The sequence below is a fragment of the Paenisporosarcina sp. P4_E4_2 genome, assembly GCF_056401595.1.
Map to the genome: position 1 here is coordinate 1 of NZ_JBFUJC010000001.1, position 14,887 is coordinate 14,887.

The 14,887-nt window shown below is 35.6% G+C and carries 19 protein-coding genes; 9 read left to right on the forward strand and 10 right to left on the reverse strand.

Features of this window, described 5'->3' with window-relative positions; all coding sequences use genetic code 11:
- The first annotated feature begins 42 nt into the window (after positions 1-42).
- The 3 genes from AC1DSB_RS00005 (at position 43) to AC1DSB_RS00015 (ending at position 2,781) form a co-directional block, all read left to right on the forward strand.
- Positions 43-672: a CBS domain-containing protein gene (locus AC1DSB_RS00005; protein WP_016427437.1), complete on the forward strand. Its 630-nt coding sequence runs from the start codon at positions 43-45 to the stop codon at positions 670-672.
- 74 nt (positions 673-746) lie between these two features.
- Positions 747-1,511 (forward strand): metallophosphoesterase, encoded by a 765-nt coding sequence (locus tag AC1DSB_RS00010; protein ID WP_477532760.1) that lies wholly within the window; start codon positions 747-749, stop codon positions 1,509-1,511.
- Between the two features lie 301 nt (positions 1,512-1,812).
- Positions 1,813-2,781, forward strand: coding sequence for a YpdA family putative bacillithiol disulfide reductase (locus tag AC1DSB_RS00015; protein WP_036659715.1), 969 nt, complete (start codon positions 1,813-1,815; stop codon positions 2,779-2,781).
- A 50-nt stretch (positions 2,782-2,831) separates the two neighbouring features.
- On the opposite strand, the gene AC1DSB_RS00020 is transcribed toward AC1DSB_RS00015, so the two are convergent.
- A complete protein-coding gene (locus tag AC1DSB_RS00020; RefSeq protein WP_477532761.1) occupies positions 2,832-3,197 on the reverse strand; it encodes a hypothetical protein in 366 nt (121 codons plus the stop codon).
- 282 nt (positions 3,198-3,479) lie between these two features.
- Between AC1DSB_RS00020 and AC1DSB_RS00025 the strand changes: the two genes are divergently transcribed.
- Both AC1DSB_RS00025 and AC1DSB_RS00030 read left to right on the forward strand, forming a co-directional pair.
- Positions 3,480-4,442 carry an asparaginase gene (locus tag AC1DSB_RS00025; RefSeq protein WP_477532762.1) on the forward strand — a complete coding sequence of 321 codons (963 nt, stop codon included), beginning with the start codon at positions 3,480-3,482 and terminating at the stop codon, positions 4,440-4,442.
- A gap of 10 nt (positions 4,443-4,452) precedes the next feature.
- Positions 4,453-4,770 (forward strand): recombinase zinc ribbon domain-containing protein, encoded by a 318-nt coding sequence (locus AC1DSB_RS00030; protein WP_477532763.1) that lies wholly within the window; start codon positions 4,453-4,455, stop codon positions 4,768-4,770.
- A 212-nt stretch (positions 4,771-4,982) separates the two neighbouring features.
- On the opposite strand, the gene AC1DSB_RS00035 is transcribed toward AC1DSB_RS00030, so the two are convergent.
- The 4 genes from AC1DSB_RS00035 to AC1DSB_RS00050 form a co-directional block, all read right to left on the reverse strand.
- The gene (locus tag AC1DSB_RS00035) at positions 4,983-5,159 is read right to left on the reverse strand and encodes a hypothetical protein (RefSeq protein ID WP_477532764.1); all 177 of its coding nucleotides are present in this window, start codon (positions 5,157-5,159) and stop codon (positions 4,983-4,985) included.
- Between the two features lie 31 nt (positions 5,160-5,190).
- Positions 5,191-5,475 carry a hypothetical protein gene (locus AC1DSB_RS00040; RefSeq protein ID WP_477532765.1) on the reverse strand — a complete coding sequence of 95 codons (285 nt, stop codon included), beginning with the start codon at positions 5,473-5,475 and terminating at the stop codon, positions 5,191-5,193.
- Positions 5,462-6,298, reverse strand: coding sequence for a ParM/StbA family protein (locus AC1DSB_RS00045; protein WP_477585322.1), 837 nt, complete (start codon positions 6,296-6,298; stop codon positions 5,462-5,464). The genes AC1DSB_RS00040 and AC1DSB_RS00045 overlap by 14 nt, the downstream gene beginning before the upstream one ends.
- A gap of 506 nt (positions 6,299-6,804) precedes the next feature.
- The gene (locus AC1DSB_RS00050) at positions 6,805-6,993 is read right to left on the reverse strand and encodes a hypothetical protein (protein ID WP_477585324.1); all 189 of its coding nucleotides are present in this window, start codon (positions 6,991-6,993) and stop codon (positions 6,805-6,807) included.
- Between the two features lie 96 nt (positions 6,994-7,089).
- On the opposite strand from AC1DSB_RS00050, the gene AC1DSB_RS00055 reads away from it, so the two are divergent.
- The 4 genes from AC1DSB_RS00055 to AC1DSB_RS00070 all read left to right on the forward strand — a co-directional run bounded on the left by AC1DSB_RS00055 (position 7,090) and on the right by AC1DSB_RS00070 (position 11,087).
- Complete coding sequence (locus AC1DSB_RS00055; protein ID WP_477532926.1) at positions 7,090-7,239, forward strand: hypothetical protein; 150 nt, start codon at positions 7,090-7,092, stop codon at positions 7,237-7,239.
- Positions 7,193-7,720, forward strand: a complete 528-nt coding sequence (locus AC1DSB_RS00060) for a hypothetical protein (RefSeq protein ID WP_477532925.1) — start codon at positions 7,193-7,195, stop codon at positions 7,718-7,720. The genes AC1DSB_RS00055 and AC1DSB_RS00060 overlap by 47 nt, the downstream gene beginning before the upstream one ends.
- Before the next feature lie 188 nt (positions 7,721-7,908).
- Positions 7,909-8,781 (forward strand): hypothetical protein, encoded by an 873-nt coding sequence (locus AC1DSB_RS00065; protein WP_477585326.1) that lies wholly within the window; start codon positions 7,909-7,911, stop codon positions 8,779-8,781.
- On the forward strand, positions 8,778-11,087 hold the full coding sequence (locus AC1DSB_RS00070; protein WP_477585328.1) for an FtsK/SpoIIIE domain-containing protein: 2,310 nt from the start codon (positions 8,778-8,780) through the stop codon (positions 11,085-11,087). Before AC1DSB_RS00065 ends, AC1DSB_RS00070 begins: the two co-directional genes overlap by 4 nt.
- A 253-nt stretch (positions 11,088-11,340) precedes the next feature.
- On the opposite strand, the gene AC1DSB_RS00075 is transcribed toward AC1DSB_RS00070, so the two are convergent.
- The 5 genes from AC1DSB_RS00075 to AC1DSB_RS00095 all read right to left on the reverse strand — a co-directional run bounded on the left by AC1DSB_RS00075 (position 11,341) and on the right by AC1DSB_RS00095 (position 14,833).
- Positions 11,341-12,945, reverse strand: a complete 1,605-nt coding sequence (locus AC1DSB_RS00075) for a hypothetical protein (protein WP_477585330.1) — start codon at positions 12,943-12,945, stop codon at positions 11,341-11,343.
- Positions 12,946-13,058: 113 nt separating this feature from the next.
- Positions 13,059-13,187: a hypothetical protein gene (locus AC1DSB_RS00080; protein ID WP_477585332.1), complete on the reverse strand. Its 129-nt coding sequence runs from the start codon at positions 13,185-13,187 to the stop codon at positions 13,059-13,061.
- A 21-nt stretch (positions 13,188-13,208) separates the two neighbouring features.
- Positions 13,209-13,481, reverse strand: a complete 273-nt coding sequence (locus AC1DSB_RS00085; protein WP_477533219.1) for a hypothetical protein — start codon at positions 13,479-13,481, stop codon at positions 13,209-13,211.
- 29 nt (positions 13,482-13,510) lie between these two features.
- The gene (locus tag AC1DSB_RS00090; RefSeq protein WP_477585334.1) at positions 13,511-14,323 is read right to left on the reverse strand and encodes a BppU family phage baseplate upper protein; all 813 of its coding nucleotides are present in this window, start codon (positions 14,321-14,323) and stop codon (positions 13,511-13,513) included.
- A 93-nt stretch (positions 14,324-14,416) separates the two neighbouring features.
- A complete protein-coding gene (locus tag AC1DSB_RS00095; protein WP_477533352.1) occupies positions 14,417-14,833 on the reverse strand; it encodes a hypothetical protein in 417 nt (138 codons plus the stop codon).
- Positions 14,834-14,887 lie beyond the last annotated feature (54 nt).

Sequence of the window (14,887 nt, forward strand, 5' to 3'; positions counted from 1 at the left end):
TTGTAGAATAGGTTAATAATCAAGAAAGATTGAGGTGACAGCATGTTTGCGAAAAGTGTAATGATTCCAAAGGAAAAATGTATTTCAATTCAAACATCAGAGTCGGTGCAAGCGGCACTGGACATATTGGAAAAAAATCAAATCGATGCATTGCCAGTATTGGAAAATGGCCATTATAAAGGTATTTTAAATCGATATATTGTTTACCGTGCATTTTATTACAGTGGTTTAAACAAAGAAGATTTTCTTGCAAGCACGTCTTTAATGGACGTTGTGACAAGATCGGAAATCTATTTATCCATTGATGACGTTTTTGAAGATTCTCTACTTCAACTAAATGACTTTCCAATTATAGCGGTAGTGGAAGAAAATCGCTTTTTAGGTCTTGTCACTCGATTTGATATCATGGATCAATTCAGAAGTGCTTTTGGAATGGATAGTCCTGGCGTTCGCATAACATTTACGTCTGTAGAGACAGAGGGACAGATAGCCCGCGTAGGAGACATTATTCAAAAGTTCCATGAATCTGTGATTTCATTAGTTACATTTGATGAATCAGACAAATTATTGAGACGTATCGTGTTGAAAATCGAGAAACGTGATAATGTACAAAAATTCTTGAAAGAACTTGACCGTTCTGGATTCCGCGTATTGCATATGGAAGAAGATTGATCGAAATACAACTTTCATAAAAGTAAGGGGAAGGGGAAACCCTCCTCTTTTTATTTTGATTCAGAGGTGAATACATGCGTTATTTGGCAACAATTATAGGCTTTACTTTATGTATACCATTGATTATGGTGAAAAAAGCTTTTGAGACGAATATACGTCACCAGCAAATTGACATATCCAGTTATAAGGATGAGCATCCATTCCGCCTGTTTTTCATTTCCGATATTCATCGAAGGAAAATAACGAATCATTTAGTTGAGGAAGTCGGAACAGATATACATGCAGTGATTATAGGTGGAGATCTGGCGGAAAGTGGTGTACCTTTAGGGCAAATTGAAGACAATATTAAACAACTGGCTAAAATTGGTCCTATTTATTACGTTTGGGGTAATAATGACCGTGAAGTGGGAGAACACCATATCCGAAAATATATTCAAAATGTGGGTGGAATAATTTTAGAAAATGAAGCAATCTGTGTAAAAACGAATGCTCATCATATCTGGATTGTTGGCTTAGAGGATGTATCTTCAGGAAGAGCGAACATTAGTAAAAGTTTTGCCAATGTACCTGAAGACGACCCGATTGTCTTTGTTTCACACACTCCATTTGTCTTTCATAAAGTAAAAGACCGTTACACTTCTGACGTGTTATTGGCTGGTCATACTCATGGGGGACAGATTCGATTAGGGAAATGGGGATATTACCAAAAAGGTGAGTTGATAAAAGGTCGAGATGAATTTACTTTAATCAGTAATGGCTTCGGTACAACTTTTATTCCTCTCAGATTGGGTGCACCTGCAGAATGTCACATCTTGACCATTAAAAATAAAGATTTTTAAAATGTTCTCGCAGCACACACACGACGTTTACAATAATTGTTAAAAAAAGAATCTTCCAGACCGTTTAATCAGCATGCTGAAAATTGAATTTCACAAATTCAACAGGATATTTTGCAGGCATTTCTATATTTTGATGAGCGCTCAGTGCAGAACTTGTTGAATGAATCAAAATATTCTCGGACCAAGCATGAGTGAATGGGATTATTGGGTTGAAGAAAAAACGAATGCCAATTAGTTGTATTGTACAGTTAGTTCTCCAATCATTAGATAGGAGATTTTTATATAGAGGAAGTGTAAAATGATGGAGAAAGTAGATGCAATCATTGTAGGTGGGGGTCCTTGTGGTCTCGCAGCTGCAATATCTTTACAAAATATCGGGCTTTCACCCGTCATAATTGAAAAAGGGAATGTCGTGGAAGCGATTTATAAGTACCCTACTCATCAAACTTTTTTTAGTACAAGTGAAAAACTGTCAATCGGGGATGTACCGTTCATTATTGAAGGACGTAAACCAAAACGAAATCAGGCACTTGTTTATTACCGCGAAGTGGTAAAAATGAAAAAATTACACGTCCGCAAATTCGAAACGGTTCAACGTGTTGAGAAAATCAAAAATATGTTTGAAGTATATACAACAAAATCTACCTATAAAACTGAACATGTAGTGATTGCAACCGGATATTATGACCATCCGAATTTTCTTGGTATACCAGGAGAAGAGTTACCGAAAGTAAGCCATTACTTCAAGGAAGGTCATCCTTATTTTGATACCGATGTAGTGGTTATTGGGGGTAAAAATTCGAGTATTGATGCAGCTTTAGAGTTAAATAAAGCAGGGGCCAGAGTAACTGTCGTATATAGGGGTAGTACTTATTCAAGTAGCGTGAAACCGTGGATACTGCCTGAATTTGATGGCTTGGTTCGCAGTGGTGAAATCACCATGCTATTTGATTCACACGTTGAAGAAATTGGACAAGAAGAAGTACGGATACGCAAACCAGATCAAGTCATCACCCTTAAAAATGATTTCGTTTTTGCTATGATTGGGTATCATCCGGATCATGACTTCCTGCGCCAAATGGGTGTGCATATTGACGAAGCTTCCGGCAGACCATTGTTAAATGAATTGACGATGGAGTCCAATATTGAAAACTTGTATATTGCTGGTGTTTTAGCGGCAGGAAATAATGCAAATGAAATTTTCATTGAAAATGGTCGCTTTCACGGCGAGTTAATTGCGGACGCGATCAAATCAAAAAAAAGCTGCTGAGTGAACAGCAGCTTTTTCTTATGTAGAATCAAAAGTGTTAAAAAGGAAAATTAATATTCAAAAATGGTGTGAAGGGATTGTGAGCATCGAGCATCAGATAGCGCTATCAACAGTTTAATTCGTGCTTTCTGACCACTGAGTCCATGTGCAAATAACACGCCCATTTCTTCTAGCATTTTCCCTCCACCTACATAACCATACACAGGCTGCGCAATGCCGTTGTAACATCTGGAAACCAAAACAACGGGAACCTTCTGCAGAATAAGTTGTTTAATAGCGGGTATAATGGCAGGCGGAACGTTTCCTTGTCCCAATCCTTCCAAAACAACTCCGCTATAGCCCGAATTTGCCACATGCATCAGCAAGTCTGCATCCATGCCAGCATAGATTTTAAGTAATGCTACTTTTGGTGACACGTCATCCACTTCAAATGATTCACGCGAGTTGGGGGTATGGTGAAAATGAATAGTCGTTTTTGAAATGAGTCCGATTGGTCCATATTGAGGACTTTGGAAAGTTGATACATTACTTGTATGTGATTGGTCATATATACATTTCAAAAGAGTTAGATTGGTCTATTCCCGTAAAGCCTTATATATCAAGGGTTTTGAAGCATTATAGATAATTATAATCCAACTAAAAGTTATCCACAATGACAATTTTGGTGTATTATATAGCTAAGGATGGTGAATTATTTTATGAAAAAGGTGTCATTAATCACAACAGGTGGAACGATAGCAAGTAAACAAGATTCCGAAGGTAAGTTAAATTCAGGAGCAATTACTGGAGACGAATTAGCAGCAATGTGTCAGCTACCAGAAGACATTGAAATAAAAGTAGTAGATGTACTTCAACTTCCAAGTATGCACATTGGTTTTAATGAAATGGAGATAATTCGAAAAGCAATCAATAAGGAACTTGAAGATAAGTCAGTAAGTGGGGTAGTCGTTACACATGGCACAGACAGCTTAGAAGAGACTGCTTACTTTTTAGATTTAACCATTAATAGTGACCGACCAATTGTTGTAACTGGCTCTCAGCGATCTCCTCATGAAGTTGGAACAGATGTATTTTCCAACTTACGTAATTCTGTTTATGTTGCTATATCAGAAAACTTAATTGGAGTTGGAACGGTAGTTGTTTTCAACGAAAGAATTTATTCAGCTAAATATGTAAAGAAAGTCCACAGTTCTAATTTACAAGGCTTTGATTCATTTGGACATGGTTACTTAGGCATCATTGATAATAATGTCGTCAGCGTGTACCAGAAGCCCATTAACAGGGAAGTATATCAAATGGTCAAGCCTATCCCTAGAGTGGACATTATAAAGTCTTACACGGACGCTGATGGCTTTTTAATTTCTGCTCTTGCAACGGGGAAAGTAAAAGGTATCGTAATTGAAGGTTCAGGGAGAGGTCAGGTTGCTCCTAAAATGATGGATGCAATTGCTGATGCTGTTCAATTGGATAAGGTTAATATTGTTGTCACAACAAGTGCTGAAGAGGGTCATGTGCATCCTACATACAATTATCTAGGAAGTGCTCACAATTTATCTCAACTTGGAGTCATATTAGGTCATGATCTTGATAGCAAAAAAGCTCGGATTAAACTTGCCGTTATGATGGCTTCTGACATTGAAGATATTGGCAGCAATTTTTGAGGTGAAATAAATGGTCATTAGAAATAAATCACTATTCAATAAGAAAATTAAATGTTTTCATTGTGGAAGCAATTTTAAGCTCAAGAAAGAAAGATCAGTTAATCGCTATATATGCTCGAATTACGATAATTTCGGCAAGTGTATCCGCATTCCAATTCAAGAAGATTTTCTAATTGATATCATACAAAAAAGATTAGGCAATACAATTGACAGGGAAGTAGTAGAGGAATATGTTGAGTCAATAATTATCGAGGATTTCAACTTATTGGAAATTTTCATCAAGGATCAGGAGTCAATTTTGCTCTCTCGTACCCACCTTCGATTTTAATCAATTTAGGGTGACAGGGTAAGTTTTAGCGATAATAGCAGGGAGGTAGCTGAGCCTTACTCCTATATCCGAATACGCAAAAAAGTAAGGGTGACAGATAATCACCCTTTTTGTGTTGTATTTAGTTTAATTTCCACACTCTTTACACTTCAATCCAGTGTCATGTTCTGTCTCTTTGTTACACATTCCACACCAAGCATGTAAGGTAACTGTCATCGAATTATCACCCCATTAAAAGCAATTAGACCTGAAATCAAGGTGGACAATCCTGTTATTCCCATTGTGTTTACAATCAATTTCTCCTTCAATGTTAATGGCTCATCTGAACGCATCCATTCTAATCTTTCACCTTTATTATTGGTAGGGATAACTACATAATTTCTAGTCATTATTTTCTCTCCTTTAAGTTTGTTTTCATTCTCATATCAGAAAGTTTCCGACATCTTTCTTTTCAATTTTCTCCTCAATGGTAGCTGCTCTGTTGACGCTTTGCTCAATTGGAACACCGCTAAATTTTTCTGCTAAAACTTCTCTAGTGAATCCACCGAACGACTCTGAAGACATTAACACTTTCTTCAGCAATTCAACGTGCCTAGGATTATCTTTTCTAAAAACAACACTTTGAGTAATGTAATCTCCTTTGCCTTTTTTCATCATTTTTTCGATTAGTTTGTTCGCTTCTTCTTCTGTTCTAATAAATGCCATATGAAATAGTCCCCAGTCTATACATCGCCTTTACATTAGCCATTTGCGGATTATCTATGACTTCTGCATTCGGAAAGTATTGTAGTATGTGTTTTACTAGTTCTTTGTCTAGTGCTCCTCCACCCAATAAATAAACCTTATCGTATTTATCCCAAACTTTTATTAGTCGTCCACAAATGTAGTCTGCAAGACCTTTAGCATCATATTGTTCATCTAATGCTTGCAGCCCCTTACCAAAAAACGTCCCACTTTCAGTATCTATAAATCTGTTTACACCATCTTCATTGATTGTACTGGCATAACCAATCGTCCTCGATCCTAAATCAAGCCACCTAGTCTTTCCTTTAGGCTGATGTAACCAAAAGGCAACAGCACTTTCTGGAGCTACTTTAACATCATCAATTGTAAAAGTTCTTGTTATCCCATTCACTGCGATTGTGTGAGATTTCTTTAAGCTTAATATTCTGGCATTCTTTTCATCTTCATTGTGCATCTTAATAGGTACTGAACAAACTAGATAATTGGAAGAATAGCCGTATTGATGTATTGCTACTAAAGTTGATAACTCATAAAACAAATTAGCCTTAGACTTTGTATGCATTTCCATAGGCATTGCACAATCGTATTTGGCTAAGGTTGCCATGACATATTTCTTGCCTAAATAGTCAACAACAAAATCGTGCTTGCCATTGGTTTCGGTTAATGTTCGATCTCCGTATAATCCCTTAACAGAATAAAACATATCCTCATTATTCTTTGTGACTATAGCAGTTGAGTAACCTCCGTCATCTACAGCAACGACACCTATTGATTCATTGTTCAATTCAAAACTCCTTTGAATTTTTTTGGATTATTTTTAAGATATGCACAAAGGCGGTTATTGATTACCCTATTTTGTTAATTAAATTTGTCTTCCTATTAAGTAATTTTTTTAACCGATTACTTTTGAATTATTTTTCAATCTAAAAGACTTTTTTGTAATCTTAAAGATGAATACTACATAAGATGAGTCAAACATGAAAAAATGTTTTGAACAATTCAAAATTATTTGGAACAGGTTGATGTCGAAGTGAATAAGATAAATCAACAAGGATGGTGGTCGAGTTTAAACAACAATTGCTCATTACTTTCATTCTAAATACTGAACAACAAGTAAGAAGGAGTGGCTCATGATTCAATCAAATTATCAAATTATCAAATTATCATCTTATCAACGACCAAAAACCCCTAATTATCACAACAAACAGGGGATTCTCTTCGATAATAAGAAGAAAATCCCCTTGCAAAAACACACCTTACATCTATATAAAACCCATTAGGATTGCTTAGTCATCTTCTTCCAGTTTTCTGAGGCTCATTAAAGACATGATACTCTTCCAACTTTGCTAAAATTTTCTCAACAGATTCTTTGCTCATTCGAAGCTCCTTAAAAACGTAAGGATCAACACACTCTAAATTAATTTTCCAGTTTGGGTCTGGTTGATGTAGCCATTCAGCAAAGCTCATTGAATAATTCATTTGTGAGTTCCCCCTGTTTTTAGTGAATGATTTTTCGTTAAGCTTATGATGTCCAAAGAAAAGGATTTAATACATCAAAAAAGAGGAGAATTATAAATGTCAGGTATTGTTATTTTAGCTACACAGTTAGGTATTGCACTTGGTAGTTTCGTAGGAATGTCAAAATTAATGACTTGGTATCACAAAGGAGGAGAAAAACATGGCAACGTTAACAGCACAATCAAAAAACCTAATCACCTTCAATGATGGATACCGAGTAAAAATATGTAACTCTGATTCTCCAACAATTCCAGCTTTTATGGAGGTACTTGCAAAGGAGGTGAAAAATCAACCCAAGCATATACAGAAACGTTTTTACAAAATTTTGAGAAACAGCTATCTTGTAGCTCTTCCCTTACTAATTACACCACAAGCTCATGCACAGAAAATAGGCTTTCCAAAGCTAGACGAAGCAGAGGGATTGGAGATATTACCTCCCGAAATATTGAACATTCTCATAGAACTAATCATAGCAGCAGGGATTTTAGGGGTTGCATTCGCAATTCTTTGTCTAATGATCGCTGGAGGATACCGAATGATAGGTCAGAAAATGAAAGCACAAAGTTGGTCAACAGACATAATAACTGGATTAGGGCAAATTCTGTTAGCTCCCGTAATCATACTGATACTAGTGACAGTAACAAGTCTAGTATTCCGAAACGTTCCGGGGTTAGACCTCTTCTTCTAGCATCAAGTATTCCATTCGCTACCCTATTCTCAAAACCTACTCGCGCTTCTGCATCCATCCTCGATAAACTAAATCCTATTCCAATTGAAACACGAGAGCAATTTGCAAGAATTGTAGAGTCCATTGATAAGACAATACAGTGGTGTAAGGACATTAAAATACATGCTACACAATGGTCAATTGACTTAATGGTGTGGAGCTATGATGCTATTACAAGTGTAGTATTACACACACCACTCTTCTTATTCGACAGTGATTGGTTCAAAGAAAACATTGCCATGTTCACAGGATTATCATTGGGAATGAGTATGATTTTAGCTATACATGAAGGATACAAACGTATGTTAGGACACTTCTTTAAAACGAAACCACAAATAGATGCAACTCACACTGACATGGGGCGTATTTCAAGAAGACTTCCTTTAGTTTTATTGGGGTCATCCTTAGCACCTGCTGGATTTTTCTATGGATTTCAAGGAATCAATTGGCTAACAAACGCAATAATTAATATTGGTAAAAACCAAATGGCAGCAGGAATAAGTGGAATTGAATTTAATACAATATCTTGGACTGAAATGTTCGTATTCCTTGGGTTTGATATTGCATTAATCGGAATGATGATTCCCATCTTCCTACAAAATTTCCGTAGATGGTTCGACTTAATGGCTTTGGGTGTAATGACACCTGTTGCATTATCATGTTGGATGTTTAAAGCACATGAGCACTACTTTAGGTCTTGGTGGAATCATATTAAGAAATGTTCAATGACTCAACTTGTATATGGAGTGTTTTTACTAATCATCGGCAGTTTAATGTTTGGCACAAAAGTCCCCGAAACATCATGGGAAGTGGTTATAAAAATAGGCGTGATTATAGGCGGTTTATGGAGAATGGCGAATCCTCCTAGCATTGTGAAAAACTACATTGAGAATGGTGCAGACATTACAGATATGTGGCATGGAGCAGGTAAATCATTTGATAAGAAATCAGTGGTAGGTAAAACCGTGAATTTAGTGAAAAACTTAAAAGGTAGAAAATTGATGGGAGGGTCAGCAACATGAGTATGATAAATTTCAAGCGAATTATGCAGCCTAGTGTTACTCAAAACGATAAAAATAGATCATACACCCTCCCCTCTTTTTCTCGAAATGAAGCCAAGAATTTACTTTCTGAAGAACTAGCAGGTGGAGGAGTATTTGGGATTGAAGCACATCGCTCACCAATCGATGAATCTTTCACCTTCTTTTCTCCACCTCAATACAAAACAAATTGGACTGTCAGTGAGCGTGATTCAATATTCTCCACGCTTCCTGACAAATCCAATGACACTACTTATGTTCAATTGTTTACTTCAAAATCTTCACTTTATCCAATTGAGATGAATGAAACTAAGTCGTTTTGGGAGATGGTTTGCTCTGTTTGTCCGAAACATATTACAGTCATGTATCAACTTGTTCTTGCAATTCGACAAGATAATTGGAAAGAAAGATTGCAAGAACAATATGATGACTATCTGAATGGTATTGAACAACCTTCTAATAAGAAAGTGTTCCGTAAACTACAACGGAATATTAATGAAAAATTAGATGGCATACTGCAATGGGAATATAAAAACCCACCAATTTCAGAATTAGACAGAAAGCTAAAAGAAAATGGATTCCGCCATAATATTCGTCTAATTTTTTACGGTGGAACTAAGAAGGAGAGAAATATAGTTGTTGAGCAGATTAGTCAGAAGTTGGAGGATTCTGCTTACACAAATGGTTGGAGTGTGAACAATTATTTCATATTAGGAGATGTGATACAGAACATAAAAAATCGAAAGTTAGACAATCAAGGTAAGCAACAAGTGTTATCTGTATCTGAAATACTTCCATTTTTGATGTCCGATCATGTAGTCCACATTGAGCAGCCTTCAGCACAACTAGTGAAATCAACAAGAAGAAGTAAAATGATAAGTAATCCATTTGAGTTGCTTCCAATGGGAGATGAATTAAAAGAAGTAAATGGTAAGCATATAGCCGAAAAATTCATCTACGCACTAAAAGAGCTAAAAGGAATTAAGAGTGAAATGGTCGCTAAACGAGTACAGAGTGGATCAACTTTAGTCAAGGTAACTTTCAATCTGCCAAAAGGATTAAAATTATCGGAGTTAAATAAAAAGTCAGTCACTGAAGATTTGCAGACGTTTATGGGAGTCAAAAATCTACGAATTAGCCAAGGAGCTGAAGTTGGAGAAATTGATGTGTGGTTGCCATTAGAAGAAAGACAAAATGCATTCTTACGGAATTATGTAGATACTCCTCTGTTCCGTGATTTCGCCAAAGATAACCCACTACCATATTTAGTTGGAATAGACGAGATAGGAAATCCGATTTTCCAATGTCTAAATAAGAACAGGCATTTGCTTGTGGCAGGGACTACAGGATCAGGCAAATCAGTCTGGGTTAATCAAATGATTCTAACATTGCTGCTAATGAGAAAACCTGAAGAATTATTATTCTATATGGTGGATGTGAAACAAGTTGAACTGAAAATCTATGAAAAATTTCCCCATATACAATCAGTCATTACAGATGCAGATGAATCAATCGCATTATTAAAGCAATTAATCAAGGAGATGAACAGACGATATACGCTATTCAAAGAAGCTGAAGTGAAAAATATTGGATTGTTTAATAAGAAGCATCAWGATAAATCATTGCCTTATATCGTGTGTGTTATTGATGAGTATGCGGAACTCGCATTGCGTAATGATGAAGTACATGATTTAGTCCAAAGTTTAACACAGCTTTCTAGAGCAGCAGGAATTCATTTAGTAATTTGTACACAACGTCCTTCAGTTGACGTAATCACAGGGACAATTAAATCCAATTTGCCTAGTAAAATCGGTTTCCGTTGTAGCAATGATACCAGCTATAGAACATTTTTAAATACCAAACCACCTTTTGAGCTACTAGGAGACGGTGACGGAACGATGAGTTTTGAGGGACAGAGAGAAGAACATATGCGATTCCAAGGATGTTTGATTGTCGATGATCCAAAGAATGAAGGATTTGAATCTGATTTGATTAATAAGATTTCAGAAAGTATGGATGATGATAAGATGGATGTAGAATTACCAGAAGTGTTAGAAGAGGAGGAAGAAACTGAGTTAGATAAATTGAGAAAGCTAATCACTGAAACTGGCGAAACACGAGTTAGCCACCTTCAGAAGCTGATGAAAATAAATATTAATCGACTTAATGAGCTTATGAAAGAACTTTGTGACGAGAATTTTTTAGAAAAAGGCGAAAGTAGACAACAAGGTTACAAATTGAGTCAATCAGCTCCAAAGGAAAGAGAAATCATAAAATGGACGCTTTGATTTAATTTGTGAAAAAGTTTGTGAAATTTGACATGCTCTAAACCCTAGCTTTTCCTACCTCCATTTTTTAATTTCACAATCTTTTTCCCAATAAAAGAACAATTTTATTTGGTAATACTATGTATGTGATCTGGATTGGCGGAATTAATTAAAAATGGGCATAAAAAAAGAGGGCAACTCCAATTAAGGAATTGCCCAAATTTTGTTGATTAAATTGTTGATGTCTTACCGCACAGTATAGTCCGATTGTTCACTAAACAAACTCGATTAAGTCTTTAATATTAGTCTTTCTTGTAGTAAATGCAGTCACGATTGGATTTATAAACTTAATCCTCGTATTTATTGGTAATGCTTCAATTAGTGCCTGTGAACCTTCACCAATGTTTAGCATTGCATCAAAAGGTTTTGTAGCATCGTTCCATGAAGCCTGTTTGATTTGATGTGTACCAGTCGTTCTTGGAAGATTTCCAGATACTGAACTTGCAGAAACAGGATCATCATATAAAGCCCAATAAGTAGCGTCTGCCTGACCAAAATAAATAGCAGTTGGGGCATAACCGTTCTTAGGAATCAATTCCAATCTCATTTTTATATCTTTAAATTTAGAATAGTTTGGATCTGATTTATCAAATTCACCCGTATATCGCACTTTCCCAGTATAAAGAATTTCATTAGTGTTCTGTAAGTCATTCTGAACGGTTTGGAATTGTACGATTGAACTCTTTGTTAGGAAAGTGGTTTTGGCTGTTGCTAATATTTTTTCCGCAATCAGTCTGTGACCTTCCACTGTTGGATGGGAAACATCACTGATAAATCCACTATCAATTAGTGTTTGAACGTTATCCACTTTATCAATAATTTTAATATAAGGTGAATTGCATTGTGTAGCAAAATTCTTTAGTTGTGTTTCTGTTATTAATCTCGATTTATCCCAAACTAAGTCCACTACGTAAAGGATCGGCTTATACTTGTTATAAGCTTCTACACACTTAGCTAACCTTTCATTCACGATAGTGTCAGCACTGTAATTATGACCCAAACAGAAAAACACAACTTTTGCATCAAACAATTTATCAATTAAACTGTCACTTAAATCCTCAATTCTAGCTCCACTTCTTGAGTAGTTATTGACCACAAAGTTATTTGTATCGTCCATGAAATACAACCCTGTGATAGTGTTAGTGCCAGTTTTATTAACAAATTCCAAATCAGCAAAAATTGCAATACTCGAAACATCGACATATACAATTTCTTGTGCTTCGGTTGCTTTGTTAAGATTAAGTGTTGTAATGACAGTACCGTTAATTTTTAAATCAACCGTACCTCCACTTGCATTTTTAATAACTCCAATTCCAAGCTTTTTAAAAAACTTGTTGGTTTTTTGAAAGAAACCTTTATGTCCTTGATTAGCGGTGCTTGATGTAATTTTGAAAAATCCTAAAGTGTCGGTAGTATTTACTTTCGTCCATAGAGCGTTCGCACTTGGAAAGTAAATTAAATCAGTAAAAGTTCCTACAGAACCACTAATAGGTGACATTAAATTCATGAATCCATGATTTTTTGTATTAAAATCTATTTGTAAAGCTTTTCTGAGAATAGCTGTCCATGAATCATCAAACATATTTGGAGCGTTTGCACCATGAGATATGCTGTCACCTATAATATTACAAGCTATAAATCCTTTTTGGTTAGGAGTGCTTTTTAGAAGTTTGGTTTTATAGTTTATAGAACTAGTAGCTTCTGCCGCAGTCTCCGCCAACTGTTCGGTAGCAGATGTCTTAAAATCATCAAATTCCTTCTGAGATGGTGCCATATTTTGCCATTGTCCATTACCGTCTTTGTATTTTAATTTTGCCATTAACCTATTCCTCCAATTTGAGAATTAAAAAAAAGACAACCAAATGGATGTCTGAATTTGTTTTATATTAATTTAATAGTTTATTTTTATTGACTATCTAAAATATTTCTCGTTTATTGAGCAGTTGTATCAACCCAAAGTGTTTTAGTTGGATCAGTAGGGGGAGTGGTCTGAACTGCTATAGTTTTATCGTCTAGTTTAATATCGCTTTTACCTTTATTCTTATTTTTGAAAAATGACATCATTGTTCACCTTGCCTTTCATTAAAATGCTCCAATCCATGTATAGTTAATACCGCTCTCCACAATCACAAAGCTAGTAATAGATGCATCTTCGTAATCCATTTCAAAGCCTAGACCTGCCTTCAGAAAAATTGTAGTTGTGCCATTTAAAATGATTGTGCAATTTTGTTCATTGTCAAAACTTAATTTTCTGACTCTGTAGCCACCAGTCCAGTTAGAGGGAGAAGCAGGAATAATTTCTCTACCAGCGACAGATGATTGAATATTTGAACTTCCTAAATAGCCATTTCCCATTGATTATTCATCTCCTTTATTAAACTTTATTATTGAATACTTGTGTCCAACCAAAATATTTCTGTTCCTGTTGGGGTAGTACCACTAACTTTAATCAGATTAGTAGCTAATGAACTTTGAATATCTGTCAGCATGTTAGAATTCATTTCCTCAACGTATTTCCAACTAGTTCCTTCCCAACGATATATTTTCCCATTGTCAGTAGTCTGGACTTTTGAGCCAAATACAGGATTAGGATACGCTGTAGAAATAGCTGTGAAATTAGCAACAGGAGATAAAAGTACGTTTTTATTGGATTCAGCAATCTCTAGTGCATAATCTCCTTGAGTAGTTGCGTAAACAGCTACAGCTTTTGTATTTAATATTGCTTGATTTGTCTCATCAATTTTAGCTGCCATATCAGCTTTCAATGTTACCAATTCAGCTTGATAAGTTTGGAGCAATCCGTACTCAGGATTAGCAGGATCAATTACGCCATCTCGGTTGTCTTTCAGAATATGAACCTTGAATGGTTGAATTGATACTTTATTATCTTCAGCATCAAAAATTGAGAATGATGTATCAATGAATCCAGCTTTACTCATTTCACTACCTTGATAATCGTAGCGAACAATTTTTTGTCCTTTTTCATTTAATATTATTTCACCAGCACCAACTACAATTGTTCCATCAACTCTTTTATGAGCTACTTCTACAATTGTGTATCCTGTTAAATCAAATAACTTCCCATTATCGAATAATTGAAAATCAATTCTTGCATCATCATATTGTATAAAAGTTGGAACGATTGCTGTATGTTTTTGTTTTAAATCGACCTTTAAATTGTAAGTATTACCTGACATTTGTTCACGTCCAGTCATTTAAATTATCTATGAAATAAATAGGACACCTCGAATTGAGATGTCCTAGGGGGATATATTATTTTAGTTAGTAGTTTATTTAAGTCCAAACCAAAGTAAGATAGCTGTTGGAACACCAATCCAAATCACATTCTTAATGACTGCCATGATATCCAACTTGCCATTATCCTCAATTTTACCTACACGTTTCTCCAATTCTTCTTGTCCACTATTGAGTTTGTGTAGACTTAAATTAATATTGTTAAGTGTAGCTGTCATATTGGTGATTGCTGTTGCAAGAGAACTCATAGTTGCTTCCTGTTTTTCTTCACGGATTTCTTGCTTTAATTCTCTTTTGTGCATTTCTGCAACAAGGATTTCAGTTATAGATGTAGTCTTATCGAGCTTATCTTGTTGATCCTCAAGTCTTTCAATTTTTTTATTGTTACCGTCAACCTTATCTTCGACTAGTCCAATGCGTACATATAGACTCTTATCAGTGCTTTCAGGCATCCAACCACTCCTAGTGTGAATCATCTCCTTGGGTTCTTGCTCTCGTATTCTCAA